30 protein-coding genes and 1 pseudogene are annotated in these 18,734 nt (G+C 68.7%); 1 reads left to right on the top strand and 30 read right to left on the bottom strand.

The window, feature by feature from the left end; genetic code table 11:
• The first annotated feature begins 43 nt into the window (after positions 1-43).
• Entirely contained in the window at positions 44-1,630 is a 1,587-nt protein-coding gene (locus CR162_RS15505; RefSeq protein WP_099096444.1) for an ABC transporter substrate-binding protein, read from the top strand.
• A gap of 52 nt (positions 1,631-1,682) precedes the next feature.
• Here CR162_RS15505 and CR162_RS22885 read toward each other — a convergent pair.
• The 30 genes and pseudogenes from CR162_RS22885 to rpsJ all read right to left on the bottom strand — a co-directional run bounded on the left by CR162_RS22885 (position 1,683) and on the right by rpsJ (position 18,709).
• Positions 1,683-2,375: pseudogene (locus CR162_RS22885) on the bottom strand (tripartite tricarboxylate transporter substrate-binding protein).
• A 376-nt stretch (positions 2,376-2,751) separates the two neighbouring features.
• Positions 2,752-3,576, bottom strand: coding sequence for an NAD kinase (locus tag CR162_RS15490; protein WP_176559869.1), 825 nt, complete (start codon positions 3,574-3,576; stop codon positions 2,752-2,754).
• The gene (locus CR162_RS15485; protein WP_099096441.1) at positions 3,573-4,427 is read right to left on the bottom strand and encodes a carbon-nitrogen hydrolase family protein; all 855 of its coding nucleotides are present in this window, start codon (positions 4,425-4,427) and stop codon (positions 3,573-3,575) included. Before CR162_RS15485 ends, CR162_RS15490 begins: the two co-directional genes overlap by 4 nt.
• Before the next feature lie 175 nt (positions 4,428-4,602).
• The gene (rplQ, locus tag CR162_RS15480) at positions 4,603-5,034 is read right to left on the bottom strand and encodes a 50S ribosomal protein L17 (protein WP_099096440.1); all 432 of its coding nucleotides are present in this window, start codon (positions 5,032-5,034) and stop codon (positions 4,603-4,605) included.
• Between the two features lie 27 nt (positions 5,035-5,061).
• Positions 5,062-6,078 (bottom strand): DNA-directed RNA polymerase subunit alpha, encoded by a 1,017-nt coding sequence (locus tag CR162_RS15475; RefSeq protein WP_099096439.1) that lies wholly within the window; start codon positions 6,076-6,078, stop codon positions 5,062-5,064.
• A 24-nt stretch (positions 6,079-6,102) separates the two neighbouring features.
• A complete protein-coding gene (rpsK, locus tag CR162_RS15470; RefSeq protein WP_099096438.1) occupies positions 6,103-6,495 on the bottom strand; it encodes a 30S ribosomal protein S11 in 393 nt (130 codons plus the stop codon).
• A gap of 1 nt (position 6,496) precedes the next feature.
• Positions 6,497-6,874: a 30S ribosomal protein S13 gene (rpsM, locus tag CR162_RS15465; RefSeq protein ID WP_099096437.1), complete on the bottom strand. Its 378-nt coding sequence runs from the start codon at positions 6,872-6,874 to the stop codon at positions 6,497-6,499.
• A gap of 245 nt (positions 6,875-7,119) precedes the next feature.
• Positions 7,120-7,767: an adenylate kinase gene (locus CR162_RS15460; RefSeq protein WP_099096436.1), complete on the bottom strand. Its 648-nt coding sequence runs from the start codon at positions 7,765-7,767 to the stop codon at positions 7,120-7,122.
• Positions 7,768-7,810: 43 nt separating this feature from the next.
• Positions 7,811-9,178, bottom strand: coding sequence for a preprotein translocase subunit SecY (secY, locus tag CR162_RS15455; RefSeq protein ID WP_099096435.1), 1,368 nt, complete (start codon positions 9,176-9,178; stop codon positions 7,811-7,813).
• Between the two features lie 119 nt (positions 9,179-9,297).
• Positions 9,298-9,789: a 50S ribosomal protein L15 gene (gene rplO, locus CR162_RS15450; protein ID WP_099096434.1), complete on the bottom strand. Its 492-nt coding sequence runs from the start codon at positions 9,787-9,789 to the stop codon at positions 9,298-9,300.
• A 1-nt stretch (position 9,790) separates the two neighbouring features.
• Entirely contained in the window at positions 9,791-9,991 is a 201-nt protein-coding gene (gene rpmD, locus CR162_RS15445) for a 50S ribosomal protein L30 (RefSeq protein ID WP_099096433.1), read from the bottom strand.
• Positions 9,984-10,595 carry a 30S ribosomal protein S5 gene (gene rpsE / locus CR162_RS15440; RefSeq protein WP_099096432.1) on the bottom strand — a complete coding sequence of 204 codons (612 nt, stop codon included), beginning with the start codon at positions 10,593-10,595 and terminating at the stop codon, positions 9,984-9,986. Before rpsE ends, rpmD begins: the two co-directional genes overlap by 8 nt.
• A 12-nt stretch (positions 10,596-10,607) precedes the next feature.
• Complete coding sequence (gene rplR / locus CR162_RS15435; RefSeq protein WP_099096431.1) at positions 10,608-10,970, bottom strand: 50S ribosomal protein L18; 363 nt, start codon at positions 10,968-10,970, stop codon at positions 10,608-10,610.
• A 1-nt stretch (position 10,971) separates the two neighbouring features.
• Positions 10,972-11,508: a 50S ribosomal protein L6 gene (gene rplF, locus CR162_RS15430; RefSeq protein ID WP_099096430.1), complete on the bottom strand. Its 537-nt coding sequence runs from the start codon at positions 11,506-11,508 to the stop codon at positions 10,972-10,974.
• A 13-nt stretch (positions 11,509-11,521) separates the two neighbouring features.
• Positions 11,522-11,920 (bottom strand): 30S ribosomal protein S8, encoded by a 399-nt coding sequence (rpsH, locus tag CR162_RS15425; protein ID WP_099096429.1) that lies wholly within the window; start codon positions 11,918-11,920, stop codon positions 11,522-11,524.
• Positions 11,921-11,929: 9 nt separating this feature from the next.
• Entirely contained in the window at positions 11,930-12,235 is a 306-nt protein-coding gene (gene rpsN, locus CR162_RS15420) for a 30S ribosomal protein S14 (protein ID WP_099096428.1), read from the bottom strand.
• Between the two features lie 66 nt (positions 12,236-12,301).
• Positions 12,302-12,862 (bottom strand): 50S ribosomal protein L5, encoded by a 561-nt coding sequence (gene rplE / locus CR162_RS15415; protein WP_099096427.1) that lies wholly within the window; start codon positions 12,860-12,862, stop codon positions 12,302-12,304.
• Complete coding sequence (gene rplX / locus CR162_RS15410; RefSeq protein WP_007004413.1) at positions 12,859-13,179, bottom strand: 50S ribosomal protein L24; 321 nt, start codon at positions 13,177-13,179, stop codon at positions 12,859-12,861. The genes rplE and rplX overlap by 4 nt, the downstream gene beginning before the upstream one ends.
• A 3-nt stretch (positions 13,180-13,182) precedes the next feature.
• Positions 13,183-13,551: a 50S ribosomal protein L14 gene (rplN, locus tag CR162_RS15405; RefSeq protein WP_099096426.1), complete on the bottom strand. Its 369-nt coding sequence runs from the start codon at positions 13,549-13,551 to the stop codon at positions 13,183-13,185.
• A 16-nt stretch (positions 13,552-13,567) separates the two neighbouring features.
• Entirely contained in the window at positions 13,568-13,864 is a 297-nt protein-coding gene (gene rpsQ / locus CR162_RS15400; RefSeq protein ID WP_099096425.1) for a 30S ribosomal protein S17, read from the bottom strand.
• Positions 13,865-13,880: 16 nt separating this feature from the next.
• Positions 13,881-14,087, bottom strand: a complete 207-nt coding sequence (gene rpmC / locus CR162_RS15395) for a 50S ribosomal protein L29 (RefSeq protein WP_099096424.1) — start codon at positions 14,085-14,087, stop codon at positions 13,881-13,883.
• Positions 14,088-14,091: 4 nt separating this feature from the next.
• On the bottom strand, positions 14,092-14,514 hold the full coding sequence (gene rplP, locus CR162_RS15390; RefSeq protein ID WP_099096423.1) for a 50S ribosomal protein L16: 423 nt from the start codon (positions 14,512-14,514) through the stop codon (positions 14,092-14,094).
• A gap of 12 nt (positions 14,515-14,526) precedes the next feature.
• Positions 14,527-15,204 (bottom strand): 30S ribosomal protein S3, encoded by a 678-nt coding sequence (gene rpsC / locus CR162_RS15385; RefSeq protein WP_099096422.1) that lies wholly within the window; start codon positions 15,202-15,204, stop codon positions 14,527-14,529.
• Positions 15,205-15,206: 2 nt separating this feature from the next.
• Positions 15,207-15,611, bottom strand: a complete 405-nt coding sequence (gene rplV / locus CR162_RS15380) for a 50S ribosomal protein L22 (protein WP_099096421.1) — start codon at positions 15,609-15,611, stop codon at positions 15,207-15,209.
• A 3-nt stretch (positions 15,612-15,614) separates the two neighbouring features.
• On the bottom strand, positions 15,615-15,893 hold the full coding sequence (gene rpsS / locus CR162_RS15375; RefSeq protein ID WP_007004406.1) for a 30S ribosomal protein S19: 279 nt from the start codon (positions 15,891-15,893) through the stop codon (positions 15,615-15,617).
• Between the two features lie 5 nt (positions 15,894-15,898).
• On the bottom strand, positions 15,899-16,732 hold the full coding sequence (gene rplB, locus CR162_RS15370) for a 50S ribosomal protein L2 (protein ID WP_099096420.1): 834 nt from the start codon (positions 16,730-16,732) through the stop codon (positions 15,899-15,901).
• Between the two features lie 4 nt (positions 16,733-16,736).
• Entirely contained in the window at positions 16,737-17,033 is a 297-nt protein-coding gene (locus CR162_RS15365; RefSeq protein ID WP_456316220.1) for a 50S ribosomal protein L23, read from the bottom strand.
• Positions 17,034-17,062: 29 nt separating this feature from the next.
• Positions 17,063-17,683, bottom strand: coding sequence for a 50S ribosomal protein L4 (gene rplD / locus CR162_RS15360; RefSeq protein WP_099096418.1), 621 nt, complete (start codon positions 17,681-17,683; stop codon positions 17,063-17,065).
• A 10-nt stretch (positions 17,684-17,693) separates the two neighbouring features.
• A complete protein-coding gene (gene rplC, locus CR162_RS15355; RefSeq protein WP_099096417.1) occupies positions 17,694-18,380 on the bottom strand; it encodes a 50S ribosomal protein L3 in 687 nt (228 codons plus the stop codon).
• A gap of 20 nt (positions 18,381-18,400) precedes the next feature.
• Entirely contained in the window at positions 18,401-18,709 is a 309-nt protein-coding gene (gene rpsJ, locus CR162_RS15350) for a 30S ribosomal protein S10 (protein ID WP_007004401.1), read from the bottom strand.
• Positions 18,710-18,734: the final 25 nt, after the last annotated feature.

Genomic DNA, 18,734 nt, shown 5'->3' with positions numbered 1-18,734 from the left:
CGCTAGGTTGGTGAATCTTCAGTGACCTCGGGAGAAGCTGGAAATGACAACGAGAATATCGCTGCGCGCTACTTTGCTGGCGGCCCCGCTGGCCCTGGCGGCCGCAGTCCAGCCGGTTGGCGCGCAGACGCTCAACATCGGCATCGGCGGCGCCATCACCTCGGCCGACCCGCATTTCTACAACGCCTCGCCGAATCACTCGCTGGCGATGCACATCTTCGACTATCTCGTGGGCCGCGACGCCAATGCGCAGCCCTACCCGATGCTGGCCGAGAGCTGGCGCGCGGTGGAGCCGACGCTGTGGGAGTTCAAGCTCCGCTCGGGCGTGAAGTGGCACGATGGCCGGGACTTCACCGCCGACGACGTGGCCTTCAGCATCGCCCGCGCCCCCAACGTGCCGAACAGCCCGGGCGGCATGGGCGGCTTCGTGCGCGCCATCACCAAGGTCGAGGTGGTCGATCCCCTCACCGTCCGCTTCCACACCGCGGCGCCCCACCCGCTGCTGCCGGTGGAGCTGGGCGCCATCTCCATCATCTCCCGCCACGCCGGCGAGAATGCCAGCACCGAGGACTACAATTCCGGCAAGGCCGCCATCGGCACCGGCCCCTACCGGCTGCAGGCCTACCGCCCCGGCGACCGCGCCGAGCTGGTGCGCAACGACGCCTACTGGGGCGAGAAGGAGCCCTGGGAGAAGGTCAATTTCCGCTTCATCGGCAATGATGGCGGGCGCAGCGCCGCCATCCTGGCGGGCGACGTGGATGTGATCGACCAGGTTCCCTCCACCGACATCGCCAAGCTCCGCCGCGACAGCCGCATCACCCTCTCCGAGATCCAGGGCGTGCGGCTGATCTACCTGATGGCCGACTTCTCGCGCAGCGGCGAGGTGCCCTTCGTCACCGACAACGCCGGCAAGCCGCTGCCCAGCAACCCCTTCCAGGACGTGCGCGTGCGCCGCGCCCTGTCCATGGCGATCCAGCGCGAGGCGCTGGCCGAGCGCATCATGGAGGGCACCGCCCAGCCCACCGGCCAGTGGCTGCCGCCCGGTACCTTCGGCTACAACCCCGACGTGAAGCCCCCCGCCTATGACCTGGACGGGGCGAAGAAGCTGCTGGCCGAGGCCGGCTTCCCGCAGGGCTTCAAGATGACCCTGCACAGCCCGAACGACCGCTACCCGAACGACGCCAAGACCGCCCAGGCCGTGGCGCAGATGTGGACCCGCATCGGCGTGCAGACCCAGGTGGAGGCGCTGCCCTGGACCACCTTCTCGGTCCGCTCCAACCGGCAGGAATTCGGCATGCGGCTTTCCGGCTGGGGCAGCACCACCGGCGAGGCCAGCTATCTGCTGGTCAACATCATCGGCACCTATGACCGCGAGAAGCGCACCGGCGCCAGCAACTCCGGCCGCTACTCCAACCCCGAGCTGGACGCGATGACGGCGCGGGCCGCCGCCACCATCGACGACGAGCAGCGCGAGAAGCTGCTCCAGGAGGCGGTGAAGTTCGCCATGGACGAGGTGGCCATCACGCCGCTCTACCAGCTGGTGAACACCTGGGCGGTGCGGAAGGGCCTCGCCTACACGCCGCGCATGGATGAGCGCACCGTCGCCATGGGCGTGCGGAAGGCCGACTGAGCGGAGCCCCCGGGGGAGGAGGCTCCCCCGGGGTGACCTTGCCGCCTGGCGCTCAGCCCATCGCCTGCGGCTCGATGCCGGCCTTGCGGGCGGCATCGCCCCATTTCCCGAGTTCCGCCCGCACGAAGGCGCGCGTCTCCTCCGGGGAGGAGGTCCCGATGGCGGCGCCGAGCGCGGCATGGCGCTCCGCCACGGCATGCTGGCGCAGCGCCTCCGCGCAGTCGGCCGAGAGCTTCGCCAGCAGGGCGGGCGGCAGCCCGGCGGGGCCGATCACCACGCCCCAGGTGCTCGCCTCGAAGCCCGGCATGGCCGCCTCGCCGAGGGTCGGCACCTCGGGCAGCTGCGGCGCGCGCCCGGCCCCGGTGGTGGCCAGCGCCTTCAGCTTGCCCGACCGGATATGCGCCAGCGCCGCCGGCACGGTGTCGAACATGATGTCCACCCGGCCCGACATCAGGTCCGGATGCGCCTAGGTGCTGCCGCGGTAGGGCACATAGGTGAACTCCACCCCTGCGCGCTGCGCGAACAGCACCGGCGCCAGCCGCACCACGCCGCTCGTGCCCGCGAAGGTGACCGCGCCCGGCGGCCTGCCCCGCGCGTGGCGCACCAGCTCCTCCGGCGTGGAGGGGGCGAAGCCCGGCGCCGCGCAGAGCACCAGCGGCGTGCGCGTGGTCAGGGTGACGAAGCTGAAATCGGCCATGGTGTCGTAGGGCAGCCTGTAGAAGGCCGCGTTCACCGGGTGCCCCACCGAGACCAGCGCCAGGGTGTGGCCATCCGGCGCCGCGCGCGCCACCGCCTCTGCCGATGATGCCGTCGGCGCCGGGGCGGTTCTCCACCGGCACGGGGAAGCCCCATTTCGCCGCCAGCGGCTCGGCCATCAGCCGCGCCGTGATGTCGGAAACGCCGCCCGGCGTGTAGGGGACGATGAGGCGCACGGGCCGGGCGGGAAAGCCGCCCTGCGCCCGGCCGGCCCGGCCCGCCGGCAGCGCGCCCAGCAGCAGCGCCGGCATGGCCAGGGCCAGGCGCCGCGAGATGATGTCCGACATTCCCGTCCCTCCCGGGGTTTCGTTGGAATGCCGTTACGATAGCGCCCGCGTGCCGGCCGCCGGAAGCGGCGCACCGGATCACACGGTGAACTGTTCCGCGATGATCCGCTCGGACAGGCCATGGTCGGGGTCAAACAGCATGGTCATGCGCAGGCCGCGATCCTCCCGCACCTCCACCGAGCGGATGTCGCGCACCTCCACATTGTCCGCCACCGCGGCCACGGGGCGCTTGGCGGGCTCCAGGATCTGCAGCAGCACCACGGCGTCCGAGGGCAGCAGCGCGCCCCGCCAGCGCCGGGGGCGGAAGGCGGAGATCGGCGTCATCGGCAGCAGGTTGGCGCCGAGCGGCACGATCGGGCCATAGGCCGAGAGGTTGTAGGCGGTGCTGCCGGCGGGCGTCGCCACCAGGATGCCGTCGCAGATCAGCTCCGGCATCCGCTCCTTGCCATCGACCAGGATGCGGATCTTGGCCGCCTGCCGCGTCTCGCGTAGCAGCGAGACCTCGTTGATGGCCAGCGCCTCGCGCATCGTGCCGGTGGCGTCCACCGCCCGCATCCGCAGCGGGTGCAGCGTGGCGGACTGCGCCACGGCCAGCCGCCCCGGCAGGTTCTCCGGGTGGAAGGCGTTCATCAGGAAGCCGACGCTGCCGCAGTTCATGCCATAGACGGGCAGGTTGCGGCCGAGGAAGCGGTGCTGCGTTTCCAGCATGAAGCCGTCGCCCCCCAGCGCCACGATCACCGCCGCCTCCTCCGGCGCGGCGTCGCCATGCAGCGCGGTGAAGTGGGCGCGGGCCGATTCCGCCACCTCGGTGGGGGCGGCGAGGAAGGCGATGCGACCGTGCAGGTCCCGCGGCAGGTCGGGCATGTCGCCGCCATGGCCGCCGCCCAGCAGCGCGGCGGTCATGGCCCGCGCATCCGCGCCGCGTCCCGGTGCTCCAGCACCGGCATGTCGCGGCGCAGCCGGGCGGTGAGCGCGGCGTCGAGCCGGGCCGTGGCCCAGCCTTTGCCGTCGCTGGCGCGGGCCACCACATGGCCCCAGGGGTCGACCACCAGGGAATGGCCATAGGTGCGGCGCGGCCCCGCCCGCTCCTGGTGCTGGCCCCAGGTGGCGGGGGCGGCCAGCCAGCACTGCGTCTCGATGGCGCGCGCCCGCAGCAGCGGCTCCCAATGGTCCTTGCCGGTTTCCAGCGTGAAGGCGGAAGGCAGCAGGATCAGCTCCGCTCCCTGCCGCCGCAGCGCCAGGAACAGCTCGGGAAAGCGGATGTCGTAGCAGATGGCGCAGCCGACGCGCACATCCCCCGCCTGGTAGGTGACGACCGCCTCCCCCGCCGCATAGGTGTTGCTTTCGCGGTGGCCGGTGCCGTCGGGGCGGGTGATGTCGAACAGGAAGATCTTGCGGTAGCGCGCCAGCTCCGTGCCATCCGGCCCGAAGGCCAGGGTGGTGTTGAACAGCCGCCCCCCCTCGGCGCCGCTTTCCGCCAGGCTCCCGCCATGGATGTGGATGCCGTGGCGCCGCGCCAGGCCGCGCAGGAACTCATAGGCCTCGCCACCCGGCGCGCCGGAGCCCTCGGGCGGCAGCGCCTCGGCCGCGGCGAGGCGGGTAGCGCGGTCGCCGCCGAGGCAGGTCCACATCTCCGGCAGCGCCACGAGGCCAGGGCGGTCCGCGGCGATGGCCGCCTCGATCAGCCGGCCGGCCTGGGCGATGTTTTCGGCCTTGTCGTGGCCGGGGTTCATCTGCACGACCGAGACACGCATGGCGGGGCGCTCCTTCCGCGGTGACGGGCCGCCGTGACGGGCCGCTCTGGCCAGTCGCTGTGGCCGGCATCAAGCCCTGCGCCGCGCCGCGCCGCAAGGGGCGGGGCCGGACGCAGAAAGGGCGGATGGTCGCCCATCCGCCCCCTCCGCTCAATCCTGCCGTGGCAGAAGCGGCTTACGCCGCGTCCTGCTGGCCCTCGGTCTCGACGACCTCGGGCTTCGGGCCGGAATCCTGGCCCTTGGCCGCGACGTCGCGCTCCACCAGCTCGATCACCGCCATGTCGGCGGCATCACCGTAGCGGATGCCGGCCTTCAGGACGCGGGTGTAGCCACCCTGGCGCGTCTTGTAGCGGTCGGCGATGGTGGTGAAGAGCTTGTCCACCACCTTCTTGTCCATGATCTGCGCGTAGGCCTGGCGGCGCGCGTGCAGGTCGCCGCGCTTGCCGAGGGTGATGATGCGCTCCACATAGGGGCGCAGCTCCTTGGCCTTCGGCAGCGTCGTGGTGATCTGCTCGTGCTTGAGCAGGCTGGTCGCCATATTGCGGAGCATCGCAATACGGTGGGTGGAGGTGACGCCGAGCTTCCGGCCGGCAACCCCGTGACGCATGGTCCTATTCCTTCAGGTGGCCGAAAATCAGAACGGCTCTTCGATCTTCTTCGCGAGGTCCTCGATGTTCTCCGGCGGCCAGCCCGGCACGGTCATGCCGAGCGAGAGCCCCATGGAGGCGAGGACTTCCTTGATTTCATTCAGCGACTTGCGGCCGAAGTTCGGCGTGCGCAGCATTTCCTGCTCGGTCTTCTGAACGAGATCGCCAATATAGACGATGTTGTCGTTCTTCAGGCAGTTCGCGCTGCGGACCGACAGCTCCAGCTCATCCACCTTGCGCAGCAGGTTGCGGTTGAAGGGCAGGTCGTCCTGCACCTCCTCCACCTTGCGCTCGCGCGGCTCATCGAAGTTGATGAAGAGCTGCAGCTGGTCCTGCAGGATGCGGGCGGCGAGCGCCACCGCGTCGTCGGGCGCCACCGTGCCGTCCGTCTCCACCGTCAGCACCAGCTTGTCGTAGTCGGTGCGCTGGCCGACGCGGGTCGGCTGCACCTGGTACGCCACGCGGCGGACGGGGGAATAGATGGCATCCACGGGGATCAGCCCGATGGGGGCGTCCTCGGGGCGGTTCTCGGAGGCGGGCACATAGCCCTTGCCCACATCGACGGTCAGCTCCATCGACAGCTTGGCGCCGTCGTCGAGCGTGCAGATGACCAGATCCGGGTTGGCGATCTCGATGTCGCCGGTGGTCTGGATCTGCCCCGCCGTCACCTCGCCGGGGCCGGAGGCGGTGAGCTGCAGGCGCTTGGCGCCCTCGCCCTGCATCCGGATGGCCAGGCGCTTGATGTTCAGGACGATGTCGGTGACATCCTCCCGCACACCCTGCAGGCTGGAGAACTCATGCAGCGCGCCATCGATGCGGATGGCGGTGACCGCCGCACCCTGCAGCGACGACAGCAGCACGCGCCGCAGCGCGTTGCCGAGGGTCATGCCGAAGCCGCGCTCGAGCGGCTCCGCCACCACCGTCGCGACGCGCGAAGGGTCGGCCCCAGGCTCGACGTCGAGCTTCTCGGGACGGATCAGGGAACGCCAGTTGCGCTCGAGCACTACGGTTTCTCCTGCAGCCTCGCCTCAGACCCGACGCCGCTTGCGCGGACGGCAGCCATTGTGCGGGATGGGGGTCACGTCCTTGATGGCCGTCACGTAGAAGCCGACGGCCTGCAGGGCGCGCAGGGCGGACTCACGCCCCGAGCCGGGCCCGGAGACCATGATCTCCAGCGTCTCCATGCCGTGCTCGCGCGCCTTGCGGCCCGCATCCTCGGCGGCCACCTGGGCGGCATACGGGGTCGACTTGCGGCTGCCCTTGAAGCCCTGGCTGCCGGCCGAGGACCACGCGATGGCGTTGCCCTGGCTGTCGGTGATGGTGACGATGGTGTTGTTGAAGGAGGCGAGGACGTGCGCCACGCCGGAGGCAATATTCTTGCGCTCCTTCTTGCGCGGACGACCGGTGGGCTGACGGGCCATCTTACTTCGTCACCTTCTTCTTGCCGGCAATCGCCACGGCCTTGCCCTTGCGCGTGCGGGCATTGGTATGGGTGCGCTGGCCACGGACCGGCAGGCCCTTGCGGTGACGCAGGCCACGGTAGCAGGCCATGTCCATCAGGCGCTTGATGTTCATCGCGTTCTCGCGACGCAGATCGCCCTCGACCCGGTATTCGCGGTCGATCAGCTCACGGATCTTGAGGATCTCCTCATCCGTCAGCTGGTTGACGCGGCGATCCTCGGGGATGCCGAGCTGCTCGCAGATCACCTTCGCGTTCGACGGACCGATGCCGTAGATGTAGCGAAGGGAAATGAGAACGCGCTTGTTGGTAGGAATGTTCACGCCTGCAATGCGTGCCATCGATGACCTGCTCCTGGAGCCCCGGGGGCTCCCGTTCGGTACCGGCAGAATGTGTCCGGCGAAGGTGATCAACCGGCCCGGGTTCAAGTGCCCCAGACACGGCCATCATCGCGGCCGGAGTTGCCTCCGTCCGCGAGAGCGGCGGGTTTAGCGAGGGCGCGCCCCAGGAGTCAAGCCGGAATGACCGCATGAAAAAGGGGCGGAAGAACCGCCCCTTTCCGTCTCCGCCGGCATGGCCGGGCCGCTCAGCGCGACAGGATCGCCTCGACCTGGCGGGCCACCTCGTCCATCGAGGCCATGCCGTCCACCTGGCTCAGCTTCCCCTGCGCCTCGTAATAGGGCAGCAGCGGCGCGGTCTGGCGGTGATAGGCCTCGAGCCGGGCGGCCACGGTTTCCGCCTTGTCGTCGGCGCGGCGGACGAACTCCGTGCCGCCGCAGCTGTCGCACACGCCGGGCTTCGCCGTGGGCTTGAAGCTGTCATGGTAGCCGGCGCCGCAGCTGGCGCAGGTGAAGCGGCCGGCGATGCGCTCGACCAGCGCCGCGTCATCCACCTTCAGCTCGATCACGTGGTCGAGCTGGAGGCCCTTGTCGCGCAGCATGATGTCCAGCGCCTCGGCCTGCGGCGTGGTGCGGGGGAAGCCGTCCAGGATGAAGCCGCGCGCCGCGTCGGGCTGCGAGACGCGATTGGCCAGCATGGCGGTGATGATGGCGTCGGGCACCAGGGCGCCCTGCTCCATGATCGCCTTGGCCTCGCGGCCGATCTCGCTGCCGCTCTTCACCTCGGCCCGCAGCATGTCCCCGGTGGAGATCTGCGCGATGCCGTGGCGCTCCTCCAGCCGCTTGGCCTGGGTGCCCTTGCCGGCCCCCGGGGGCCCCAGCAGAATCAGGTTCATCGGCACTCGGTTCCCGCCATCATCATGCTCCGTCCCCTTCCCTTCAGCGGATCCGCGGCGTGCCGCCGCGCCCGCCGCCCATGCGGGCCTTGCGGATCAGGCCCTCATACTGGTGGGCGAACAGGTGCGACTGGACCTGCGCCACCGTGTCCATGGTGACCGAAACGATGATCAGAAGGGAAGTGCCGCCGAAATAGAAGGGCACGCCATACTGGCTGATCAGGATCTCGGGCAGCAGGCAGACGATGCAGAGATAGATGGCGCCGACGCCGGTGAGGCGGGTCAGCACGCGGTCGAGGTAGTCGGCCGTGGCCTGGCCGGGGCGGATGCCGGGCACGAAGCCGCCATGCTTCTTCAGGTTGTCCGCCGTCTCGGTCGGGTTGAACACCACGGCCGTGTAGAAGAAGGCGAAGAAGACGATCAGCGCCACATAGAGCGCCATGTAGAGCGGCTGCCCGTGCGCCAGCGCGTTGGCCACCCGCAGCAGCCAGGAATCGGCCGTGGGATCGGCCGCCGCGAAGCCCGCGAAGGTGGCCGGCAGCAACAGCAGCGAGGAGGCGAAGATCGGCGGGATGACGCCGGCCGTGTTCAGCTTCAGCGGCAGATGCGTGTTCTCGCCGCCGAACATGCGGTTGCCGACCTGGCGCTTCGGGTACTGGATGGGGATGCGCCGCTGGGCGCGCTCCATGAACACCACGAAGGCGATGACGGCCAGCGCGATCAGCAGGAAGGCGATGATGAACACCGGCGACAGCGCGCCCGTGCGGCCCAGCTCCAGCGTCGCCACCAGCGCCGAGGGCAGGTTCGCCACGATGCCCGCGAAGATGATCAGGCTGATGCCGTTGCCGACGCCGCGGGCGGTGATCTGCTCGCCCAGCCACATCAGGAACATGGTGCCGCCCACCAGGGTCACCACGCAGGAGAGGCGGAAGAACAGGCCGGCATCATAGACCGCCGGACCGAAGCTGCCCTGCATCTGTTCCAGCCCGACGGCGATGCCGTAGGCCTGGAAGACGGCGATCAGCACCGTCAGGTAGCGCGTGTACTGGTTCAGCTTCTTCCGGCCCGACTCGCCCTCCTTCTTGAGGGCTTCCAGCGTCGGCACCGCCGCGCTCATGAGCTGGATGATGATGCTGGCCGAGATGTACGGCATGATGTTCAGCGCGAAGACCGTCATGCGGCCCAGCGCGCCACCCGTGAACATGTCGAACATGCCCAGGATGCTGCCGCCATGCTGGCGCAGGATGTCCGCCATCACGGCGGCGTCCACGCCCGGCACGGGCACATAGGTGCCGATGCGGTAAACGATCAGCGCGGCCAGCGTGAACCAGATGCGCTTCTTGAGCTCGGTGGCCTTGGACAGCACGCCGAGATTGAGGTTGGCCGCAAGCTGTTCGGCGGCGGACGCCATGATTTCGCCCTTCATTCTCACGCGGACAACATGACTGCGGCGCCGGGGGCAATTCCCGCGGCGCCGCTGCCAGCCCTGACGTGCATCACCTAGCCCCCCGGGGGCGGGGGGCGCAAGCGTTACGCCGCGGGCGCCTCTTCCTTGGCCGGCACCAGCACCGTGATGGTGCCGCCCGCCGCCTCGATCGCCGCGCGGGCGGCCGCCGAGGCGCCGGAAACCGTGATGGTCACCGCGCGCTTGATCTCGCCCTGCGCCAGGAGGCGGACGCCCGCCACCTTGGCCCCGGTGCGGACCAGGCCGGCCGCCTCCAGCGCCGCCTCGTCGATCGGCTGGTCCGCCGGCAGGCGGCCCGACTCGATCGCCGCGTCGAGCGAGCGGAGGTTCAGCGGCGCGTATTCCTTGCGGAACGGGTTGACGAAGCCCCGCTTCGGCAGCCGCCGGTAGATCGGGAGCTGACCGCCCTCGAACCCGTTCAGCGACACGCCGGTGCGCGCCTTCTGGCCCTTCACGCCGCGGCCCGAGGTCTTGCCCTTGCCCGACCCGATGCCACGGCCGACGCGCTTGAACTTCAGGCGGGCGCCCTCGTTGTCGCGCAGCTCGTTGAGCTTCATCTTACTTCTCCGTGGTCTCGCCCACCTGGATCAGGTGCGCGACCTTGCGGATCATGCCACGCACGGCCGGAGTGTCCTCCAGCTCGCGCGTACGGCGGATCTTGTTGAGCCCCAGCCCGATCAGCGTCTCGCGCTGGCCCGGCTTGCGGCCGATGGGGGACGCGACCTGCGTCACCCGAACGGTCTTCTTGGCCTCAGACACTGGCAGCCTCCTGCGCCGCCGGCTCCGCGTCCTTGCGCGGGCCCAGCAGGTCGGACACCTTCTTGCCACGGCGCGCGGCCACAGCCCGGGGGCTGGTGGAGCGCGTCAGGGCGGCGAAGGTCGCCTTGACCATGTTGTGCGGGTTCGTGGTGCCGGTGCACTTGGCGACGACGTCGCCCATGCCCAGCGTCTCGAACACCGCGCGCATCGGGCCGCCGGCGATGATGCCGGTACCGGCGGGCGCCGCGCGCAGGATCACGCGGCCGGCGCCGAACTCGCCGATCACGTCGTGATGCAGCGTGCGGCCCTCGCGCATCGGCACCCGGATCATCGTCCGCTTGGCGCGCTCGGTCGCCTTGCGGATCGCCTCCGGAACCTCGCGCGCCTTGCCGGCGCCCCAGCCCACGCGGCCCTTCTCGTCGCCCACCACGACCAGCGCGGCGAAGGAGAAGCGACGGCCACCCTTCACCACCTTGGCGACGCGGTTGATGGTGACCAGCTTGTCCTTCAGCTCGTCGCCCGGCTCGCGCTCGGTGTTGCGGTCCGGACCCCGGCCGCGGCGATCGCGGTCACCGCCGCCGCCGCTCCTCGGTTCACGTGCCATATTCTGTGCTCCTTAGAACGACAGCCCGCCCTCGCGGGCGCCGTCCGCCAGGGCTTTCACCCGGCCGTGATACAGATAGGGACCACGGTCGAACACGACCTCGGTCACGCCGGCCGCCAGAGCACGCTCCGCCAGCAGCTTGCCGATGGTCGTGGCCGCCGAACGGTCCGCGCCCGTGCGCAGGCTGTCGCGCTGGACCTTCTCCAGCGACGAGGCGGCGGCGAGGGTGCGGCCGGCCTTGTCGTCGATGACCTGGGCGTAGATGTGCTTCCCGGAGCGGAAGACCGAAAGACGGGGCCGACCACCGCTCTTGAGGCGCAGCTGGTAGCGCAGGCGCGCGCGCCGCCGCTCCAGCAGGTTGAGCTTGTTCGCCATCTTACTTCTTCTTCCCCTCCTTCCGGAGGATCACCTCGTCCGTGTACCGGACGCCCTTGCCCTTGTACGGCTCGGGGCCGCGGAAGGCGCGGATCTCAGCGGCGACCTGGCCGACCACCTGCTTGTTCACGCCCTCGACCTTGATGGCGGTCGGGCGCTCCGTGGTGATCTTGATGCCGTCCGGGATCGCGTAGCGGATCTCGTGGCTGTAGCCGAGGTTCAGCACCAGCTCCTTGCCCTGGACCGCGGCGCGGTAACCCGTGCCGGTGATCTCCATGGACTTGGAGTAGCCGGCGGAGACGCCGGTCACCATGCCGTTGATCAGGCTCCGCGTGGTGCCCCAGAGGGTGCGCGCACGGCGGTCGGAGCCCAGCGGCTTGACCGTGACCTTGTTGTCCTCGACGCTCACCTCGACCGCGTCCGTGACCAGCGGGAGCGAAAGCTCGCCCAGCTTGCCCTTGGCGGAGATGGTGCCGTCCTTCAGAGCGACCGTAACACCGGCGGGAACCGTGACGGGATACTTGCCGACGCGCGACATGACTATCCCTCCCTCAGAACACGCGGCACAGGACCTCGCCGCCGACATTGGCAGCGCGGGCCTCGTTGTCGCTCATCACGCCACGCGGCGTGGAGAGGATGGAGATGCCGAGCCCATTGTAGAACTTCGGCAGCTCCTTGATCTTGGAGTAGACGCGCCGGCCAGGCTTGGAGACGCGCATGATCTCCTTGATGGCGGGCTCACCCTCCGAGTACTTCAGCTCGATATCCAGCACGTTGACGCCCGGGCGGACCTGCTCGGCGCGGTAGGCGCGGATGAAGCCTTCACGCTTCAGGACTTCGAGCACATCGGCGCGAAGACGGCTGGCGGGAGACGAGACGCGCGCCTTACGGGCACGGTGCCCGTTGCGGATGCGCGTCAGCATATCGCCCAGCGGATCGGACAGCGACATGCGGCCCCCTTACCAGCTGGCCTTGACGAGCCCCGGGATCTGGCCGTTCGAGGCCAGGTCACGGAGCGCGTTACGGCTCAGCTTGAACTTGCGGTAGTTGCCGCGCGGGCGGCCAGTCAGCTCACAGCGCAGGCGGACGCGAACGCGCGAAGCATTGCGCGGCATCTCCGCCAGCTTCAGCGTCGCCTCGAAGCGCTCCTCCACCGGAAGCTCACGATCCATGATCGTGGCCTTCAGCGCGGCGCGCTTGGCGGAATGCAGCTTCGAGAGGCGCTCGCGGCGCTTGTTCTTCTCGACAGCCGAGGTCTTGGCCATGCGGTTTAAATCCTCCGGAACCTGCCCGGCACCCATGGCTCAGGGTACCAGGGCGGTTTTCCAAACTCAGTTGACGAAAGGAAGGTCGAAGCCCTTCAGCAGGGCCTTGGCCTCCTTGTCCGTCTTCGCCGTCGTGACGAACACGATGTCCATGCCGCGGATCGCGTCCACCTTGTCGTAGCTGATCTCGGGGAACACGATCTGCTCCTTCAGGCCGAGGGAATAGTTCCCCCGCCCGTCGAAGCCCCTATTACCAGGGATTCCGCGGAAGTCACGCATGCGCGGCAGCGCAATCGTCACCAGACGGTCGAGGAACTCGAACATCCGGGCGCGACGCAGCGTCACCTTGCAGCCGATGGCCTGGCCCTGGCGGATCTTGAAGCCGGCGATCGCCTTCTTCGCCAGGGTCTTCACCGGCTTCTGGCCGGCGATCATCGTCAGGTCGGCCAGGGCGGCGTCGAGCTTCTTCTGGTCGCCCGCGGCCTCGCCCACGCCCATGTTGATGACGATCTTGCTCAGCTTGGGAACCTCCATCGGGTTCTTGTAGCCGAACTCTTCCGCCAGGGCCTTGCGCACCGTCTCAGCATAATGCTGCTGGAGGCGGGGCAGTTCCTTCGCCTCGCTCATGCGTCGATCACCTCGCCCGAGGCCTTCGCGACCCGGACCTTCTTGCCGTCCTCAAGCACCTTGAAGCCGACGCGGGTCGGCTTGTCAGACTTGGGGTCGATCAGGGCAACGTTGGAGAGGTGCAGCGAGGCCTCCTTCTCTACGATGCCGCCCTGCTGGCCCATGCCCTTCGGCTTGGTATGGCGCTTCACCATGTTCAGGCCCTGCACCACGGCACGGCCCTCTTCCGGCAGCACGCGCAGCACTTCGCCGCGCTTGCCCTTGTCCTTCCCCGTCAGGATCTGGACGCGGTCGCCCTTCTTGATCTTCGCGGCCATGGATTACAGAACCTCCGGCGCCAGCGAGATGATCTTCATGAACTTCCGCGCGCGCAGCTCGCGCACGACGGGCCCGAAGATGCGGGTGCCGATCGGCTCGTTCTGCTTGTTCAGCAGCACGGCCGCGTTGCGATCGAAGCGGATGACGGTGCCGTCCTGACGGCGGACGGGATAGGCCGTCCGCACGATCACGGCGCGCTGCACGTCGCCCTTCTTCACCTTGCCGCGGGGAATCGCTTCCTTCACGGACACCACGATGATGTCGCCCACCGAGGCGGTGCGGCGCTTGGAGCCGCCTAGCACCTTGATGCACTGGACGCGGCGCGCGCCCGAGTTGTCGGCGACCTCGAGGTTGGACTCAACGATGATCATCGGTCAGTCTCGACTCTCAGGCCTGCGCGTCGGCAGCCGCGGGGGCGCCCACGGTGAAGCCGGCGGTCTCGACCGCAGCGCCATTGCGCTCGATCACCAGCCAGGTCTTGCGCTTGCTGATCGGGCGGCACTCCTCGATCGCCACGACGTCGCCTTCCTTGCACAGGTTGGCGTCGTCATGCGCGGCGTACTTCTTGGAGCGCCGGATGAACTTCTTGTAGAGCGGGTGCATCACGCGACGCTCGACCAAGACCGTGACGGTCTTGTCCATCTTGTCGCTGACCACCCGCCCGGTGAGGACGCGCTTCGGCATAGCCGGGGTCTCCTCGTCAGGCCTTGGCGGCCGAGCGGGACTGCTCGGCCAGGACGGTCTTAACACGGGCGATGTCGCGGCGCACCACCTTGATGCGGGAAACCGCCTCAAGCTGGCCTGTCGCGCGCTGGAAGCGCAGGTTGAACTGCTCCTTGCGGAGGTCCAGCAGCATCGCCTTGAGCTCGTCCGCGCTCTTGGCGCGGACATCCACGATCTTGGTCATAGGATCAGGCCTCCGCCGCGCCCAGGCGGGTCACGAGCTTGGTCTTGATCGGCAGCTTGGCCGCGCCGAGGGTCAGCGCCTCGCGCGCCGTCTCGAGCGAGACGCCGTCGATCTCGAACATGATGCGACCAGGCTTGACGCGGGCCGCCCAGTACTCCGGCGCGCCCTTGCCCGAACCCATGCGGACTTCCGCCGGCTTCGTGGAGACGGGAACGTCGGGGAAGATGCGGATCCACACCCGGCCCTGGCGCTTCATGGCGCGGGTGATGGCACGACGCGCGGCCTCGATCTGGCGCGCGGTGACGCGCTCCGGCTCGAGAGCCTTCAGGCCAAAGCCGCCGAAGGACAGCGTGAAGCCGCCCTTCGCCACGCCCTTGATGCGGCCCTTGTGCGCCTTACGGAACTTCGTGCGCTTCGGGGAAAGCATTGTCCGTTATCCTCAGCGCTGCGGCGCCTGCTCCGCCGCGCGCTTATCCTGCGCGAGCGGGTCGTGCGCCATGATCTCGCCCTTGAAGATCCAGACCTTCACACCGCAGGTGCCATAGGTCGTCTTCGCGGTCGCCGTGCCGTAGTCGATGTCCGCGCGGAGGGTGTGCAGGGGCACGCGGCCCTCGCGGTACCACTCCATCCGGGCAATCTCGGCGCCGCCCAGGCGGCCGCCGCAATTGATCCGGATGCCGCCCGCGCCGAGGCGCATGGCGGACTGCACGGCGCGCTTCATCGCGCGGCGGAACGCCACGCGGCGCTCCAGCTGCTGGGCGATGCTCTCGGCCACCAGCTGCGCCTCGATCTCCGGCTTGCGGATCTCGACGATGTTCAGCGCGACCTCGGCCCCGGCGAGCTTCGCCAGGTCCTTGCGCAGCACCTCGATGTCGGCGCCCTTCTTGCCGATCACGACGCCCGGACGGGCGGCGTGGATCGTCACGCGGGGCTTCTTCGCCGGACGCTCGATGATGACCTTCGACACGCCGGCGCCCTTCAGGCGCGACTTCAGCGTGTTACGAAGCTTCAGGTCATCGTGCAGCAGGCGGGAATAGTCGGCATCGGCGAACCAGCGGGAATCCCAGGTCCGGTTGATGCCGAGCCGCAGCCCGATCGGATTGACTTTGTGGCCCATGTTTACGCGGCCTCCTGCTGCGCCGGCTCGGCGTCCGCCTGCTTCTCGGCAACCACGATGGAGAGGTGGCTGAACCACTTCTCCACCCGCGCCGCCTTGCCGCGGCCGCGCGCATGGAAGCGCTTCATCACGATGGCGCGGCCCACCTCCACGCGCGACACGACCAGGCGGTCGACGTCGAGCTGGTGGTTGTTCTCCGCGTTCGCGATGGCGCTCTCCAGCGTCGCCTTCACCGTCTGGGCGATGCGGCGCTTGGAGAAGGTCAGGATCGCCACCGCGTCCTGCGCCTTCTTGCCACGGATCAGCCCGGCGGCCAGGTTGAGCTTGTAGGGCGAGACCCGGATGTTCCGGGTCACGGCCTTCGCCTCGGTCTCGGCGAGCGTGCGCTCGTGCTTTGGCTTGCTCATCGCTTAGCCCCGCTTCGCCTTCTTGTCCGAGGAATGCCCGGTGAAGGTGCGCGTCGGCGAGAACTCGCCGAACTTGTGGCCCACCATGTTCTCGGACACCTGGACGGGAATGAACTTCTTGCCGTTGTAGACACCGAAGGTCAGCCCGACGAACTGCGGCAGGATCGTGCTCCGGCGCGACCAGATCTTGATGATCTCGTTGCGGGTGGAGGCACGGGCCGCTTCCGCCTTGTTCAGCAGGTAGCCGTCAACGAACGGCCCCTTCCAGACACTGCGCGACATCGCGGTCAGCCCTTCGTCACGTTGCGGCGACGGACGATCAGCTTGTCCGTGCGCTTGTTGGTGCGGGTCTTGTAGCCCTTGGTGGGCTTGCCCCACGGCGTCACCGGGTGGCGGCCACCCGAGGTCCGGCCCTCGCCACCACCATGCGGGTGGTCGACCGGGTTCATGACGACGCCGCGCTGATGCGGCTTGCGGCCCAGCCAGCGCGAGCGGCCAGCCTTGCCGATGTGCTGGTTCTGGTTGTCCGGGTTGGACACCGCACCGATCGAGGCCATGCACTCGCCGCGCACCAGGCGCAGCTCGCCGGACATCAGCTTCACCTGGGCATAGCCGGCGTCCTTGCCGACGAGCTGCCCGTAGGTGCCGGCCGAGCGGGCGATCTTGCCGCCGGCGCCAGGCTTCATCTCGATGTTGTAGATGATCGTGCCGACCGGGATCGAGCCGAGCGGCATCGCGTTGCCGGGCTTGATGTCGACGCGCTCACCGGCCACGACCGTGTCGCCCACCTTCAGGCGCTGCGGCGCGAGGATGTAGGCGAGCTCGCCATCCTCGTACTTCAGCAGCGCGATGAAGGCGGTGCGGTTCGGGTCGTATTCCAGCCGCTCCACGGTGGCCGGCACATCGAACTTGCGGCGCTTGAAATCGACGACGCGGTAGCTCTGCTTGTGCCCGCCGCCCCGGAACCGGACGGTGATGCGGCCATGATTGTTGCGGCCGCCGGAGTGGCTCTTGCCCTCCGTCAGCTGCTTGACCGGCTTGCCCTTGTACAGCTCGGAGCGGTCGATCAGGACCGTGCCGCGCTGGCTGGGGGTGACCGGGTTAAAGTGCTTCAGCGCCATGGCGTTAAGCGAGCCCCGTGGTGAGGTCGATGCTCTGGCCCTCGGCCAGACGGACGACCGCCTTCTTCCAGTCGGAGCGCTGGCCCTCACGGCCACGCACCCGCTTGGTCTTGCCCTTCATGACAAGGGTGTTCACGGTGACGACCGTCACCCCGAACAGACCCTCGACCGAGGCCTTGATCTCCGGCTTGGAAGCGGTCAGCGGCACCTTGAAGGTGACCTGGTTCTGCTCCGCGAGGCCGGTGGCCTTCTCGGTGATGACCGGCGCGAGGATGGTCAGATACATCTTCTCGCGCGAGATCACGGGCTTCTTCTTGGTCGCGGTCTCGCTCATGCCAGCCGCTCCTTCAGAGCCTCGACGGCCTGGCGGGTCACCGCCAGCACGTCATGCTTCAGGATGTCGTAAACGTTGGCGCCCATGGTGGGCAGCACGTTCACATGCGGAAGGTTGCGCACGGCGCGGCCGAAGCCGTCCTCGACCGCGGCGTCCACCACCAGCGCGCTCTTCCAGCCCAGCGCCTTGACCTTGGAGGCCATGGCGGAGGTCTTGGCGGCGTCGCCCAGCGAGGCGGCGTCGAGCACGATCAGCTTGCCCTCGGCGGCCTTCTGGCTCAGCGCGCTGATCAGGCCCAGGCGGCGGACCTTCTTGTTCAGCGAGTAGCCATGGTCGCGCACGACGGGGCCGTGCACCACACCACCGGTGCGGAACTGCGGCGCGCGGAGCGAGCCCTGGCGGGCGTTACCGGTACCCTTCTGCCGATACGGCTTCTTGGTCGTCCCGGAAACCTCGCCCATCCCCTTCACCTTGTGGGTGCCGGCGCGGCGCTTGGCGAGCTGCCAGTGCACCACGCGCGCCATGATGTCGGCGCGGGGGGAGGCGGCGAACAGCGCGTCCGGCAGATCGATCTCGCCGGCCTGGCCGTTGTCCAGGGTGATGACAGGAACCTGCATGTCCTTACCCTCAGGCCACGGCCGCGGGGAACGGCGCGTCGGCGTGGCGGGCGGTCTTCACCGCGTCGCGCACGAGCACATACCCGCCCTTCGCACCAGGCACCGCGCCCTTGACCATCAGCAGCCCCTTGTCGAGGTCGAAGCCGGCGACCTCCAGGTTCTGCGTGGTCACGCGCTCAACGCCCAGATGGCCAGCCATCTTCTTGTTCTTGAAGGTCTTGCCAGGGTCCTGACGGTTGCCCGTCGAACCGTGGCTGCGGTGCGAGATCGACACGCCGTGCGAGGCCTCGAGGCCGGCGAAGTTCCAGCGCTTCATGGCGCCGGCAAACCCCTTGCCCTTCGAGGCGCCCGTCACGTCGACGATCTGGCCCTTCACGAAGTGATTCGCGGAGAGCTTCACGCCGGGCTCCAGCACGGCGTCAGCCGCCACGCGGAACTCCACGACCTTCTTCGGCGCCTCGACACCCGCCTTGGCGAAGTGACCCTTGTTGGGCTTCGAGACGTTCTTCGGCTTCGCCTGGCCGAAGCCAAGCTGAACCGCATTGTAACCGTCCTTCTCTTCCGTGCGGGTGGCCACCACGCGCACCTGGTCCAGGTGCAGCACGGTGACGGGCACGGTCGAGCCGTCGTCGTTGAACAGCCGGGTCATGCCCAGCTTCTTCGCGATCAGGCCGGTGCGACCATTCTTCGCGGCCATGGCAGATTGCTCCCCGGGCCTTAGAGCTTGATCTCGACGTCCACGCCGGCGGCCAGGTCGAGCTTCATCAGCGCGTCCACGGTCTGCGGGGTGGGGTCGACGATATCAAGCAGACGCCGATGAGTCCGGATCTCGAACTGCTCACGGCTCTTCTTGTCGACGTGCGGCGAGCGGTTCACGGTGAAACGCTCGATCTCCGTCGGCAGCGGGATGGGCCCACGCACGCGCGCGCCCGTCCGCTTCGCGGTGTTCACGATCTCCCGCGTGCTGCCATCCAGCACGCGGTGATCGAACGCCTTGAGGCGGATGCGGATGTTCTGGCTGTCCATGTCTGGCGCCTGTCTCTCTTCCGCT

Source organism: Teichococcus rhizosphaerae (assembly GCF_002631185.1).
GTDB lineage: Bacteria > Pseudomonadota > Alphaproteobacteria > Acetobacterales > Acetobacteraceae > Pseudoroseomonas > Pseudoroseomonas rhizosphaerae.
Note: the sequence above shows the minus strand (reverse complement) of the source record. Positions and strands in the feature narration are given on the sequence as shown.

Bases quoted from the DNA above. Each gene is read 5' to 3' on its own strand.
- CR162_RS15505 (WP_099096444.1), top strand. From the start codon at position 44: ATGACAACGAGAATATCGCTGCGCGCTACTTTGCTGGCGGCCCCGCTG.
- CR162_RS15490 (WP_176559869.1), bottom strand. From the start codon at position 3,576: ATGACCGCCGCGCTGCTGGGCGGCGGCCATGGCGGCGACATGCCCGAC.
- CR162_RS15485 (WP_099096441.1), bottom strand. From the start codon at position 4,427: ATGCGTGTCTCGGTCGTGCAGATGAACCCCGGCCACGACAAGGCCGAA.
- rplQ (WP_099096440.1), bottom strand. From the start codon at position 5,034: ATGCGTCACGGGGTTGCCGGCCGGAAGCTCGGCGTCACCTCCACCCAC.
- rpsK (WP_099096438.1), bottom strand. From the start codon at position 6,495: ATGGCCCGTCAGCCCACCGGTCGTCCGCGCAAGAAGGAGCGCAAGAAT.
- rpsM (WP_099096437.1), bottom strand. From the start codon at position 6,874: ATGGCACGCATTGCAGGCGTGAACATTCCTACCAACAAGCGCGTTCTC.
- CR162_RS15460 (WP_099096436.1), bottom strand. From the start codon at position 7,767: ATGAACCTGATTCTGCTGGGGCCCCCGGGGGCCGGCAAGGGCACCCAG.
- secY (WP_099096435.1), bottom strand. From the start codon at position 9,178: ATGGCGTCCGCCGCCGAACAGCTTGCGGCCAACCTCAATCTCGGCGTG.
- rplO (WP_099096434.1), bottom strand. From the start codon at position 9,789: ATGAAGCTCAACGAGCTGCGCGACAACGAGGGCGCCCGCCTGAAGTTC.
- rpsE (WP_099096432.1), bottom strand. From the start codon at position 10,595: ATGGCACGTGAACCGAGGAGCGGCGGCGGCGGTGACCGCGATCGCCGC.
- rplR (WP_099096431.1), bottom strand. From the start codon at position 10,970: ATGGCGAACAAGCTCAACCTGCTGGAGCGGCGGCGCGCGCGCCTGCGC.
- rplF (WP_099096430.1), bottom strand. From the start codon at position 11,508: ATGTCGCGCGTCGGCAAGTATCCCGTCACGGTTCCCGCCGGTGTTACG.
- rpsH (WP_099096429.1), bottom strand. From the start codon at position 11,920: ATGTCGCTGTCCGATCCGCTGGGCGATATGCTGACGCGCATCCGCAAC.
- rpsN (WP_099096428.1), bottom strand. From the start codon at position 12,235: ATGGCCAAGACCTCGGCTGTCGAGAAGAACAAGCGCCGCGAGCGCCTC.
- rplE (WP_099096427.1), bottom strand. From the start codon at position 12,862: ATGAGCGAGGCGAAGGAACTGCCCCGCCTCCAGCAGCATTATGCTGAG.
- rplX (WP_007004413.1), bottom strand. From the start codon at position 13,179: ATGGCCGCGAAGATCAAGAAGGGCGACCGCGTCCAGATCCTGACGGGG.
- rplN (WP_099096426.1), bottom strand. From the start codon at position 13,551: ATGATCATCGTTGAGTCCAACCTCGAGGTCGCCGACAACTCGGGCGCG.
- rpsQ (WP_099096425.1), bottom strand. From the start codon at position 13,864: ATGCCGAAGCGCGTCCTCACCGGGCGGGTGGTCAGCGACAAGATGGAC.
- rpmC (WP_099096424.1), bottom strand. From the start codon at position 14,087: ATGACCAAGATCGTGGATGTCCGCGCCAAGAGCGCGGACGAGCTCAAG.
- rplP (WP_099096423.1), bottom strand. From the start codon at position 14,514: ATGCTTTCCCCGAAGCGCACGAAGTTCCGTAAGGCGCACAAGGGCCGC.
- rpsC (WP_099096422.1), bottom strand. From the start codon at position 15,204: ATGGGCCACAAAGTCAATCCGATCGGGCTGCGGCTCGGCATCAACCGG.
- rplV (WP_099096421.1), bottom strand. From the start codon at position 15,611: ATGAGCAAGCCAAAGCACGAGCGCACGCTCGCCGAGACCGAGGCGAAG.
- rpsS (WP_007004406.1), bottom strand. From the start codon at position 15,893: ATGTCGCGCAGTGTCTGGAAGGGGCCGTTCGTTGACGGCTACCTGCTG.
- rplB (WP_099096420.1), bottom strand. From the start codon at position 16,732: ATGGCGCTGAAGCACTTTAACCCGGTCACCCCCAGCCAGCGCGGCACG.
- rplD (WP_099096418.1), bottom strand. From the start codon at position 17,683: ATGCAGGTTCCTGTCATCACCCTGGACAACGGCCAGGCCGGCGAGATC.
- rplC (WP_099096417.1), bottom strand. From the start codon at position 18,380: ATGGCCGCGAAGAATGGTCGCACCGGCCTGATCGCGAAGAAGCTGGGC.
- rpsJ (WP_007004401.1), bottom strand. From the start codon at position 18,709: ATGGACAGCCAGAACATCCGCATCCGCCTCAAGGCGTTCGATCACCGC.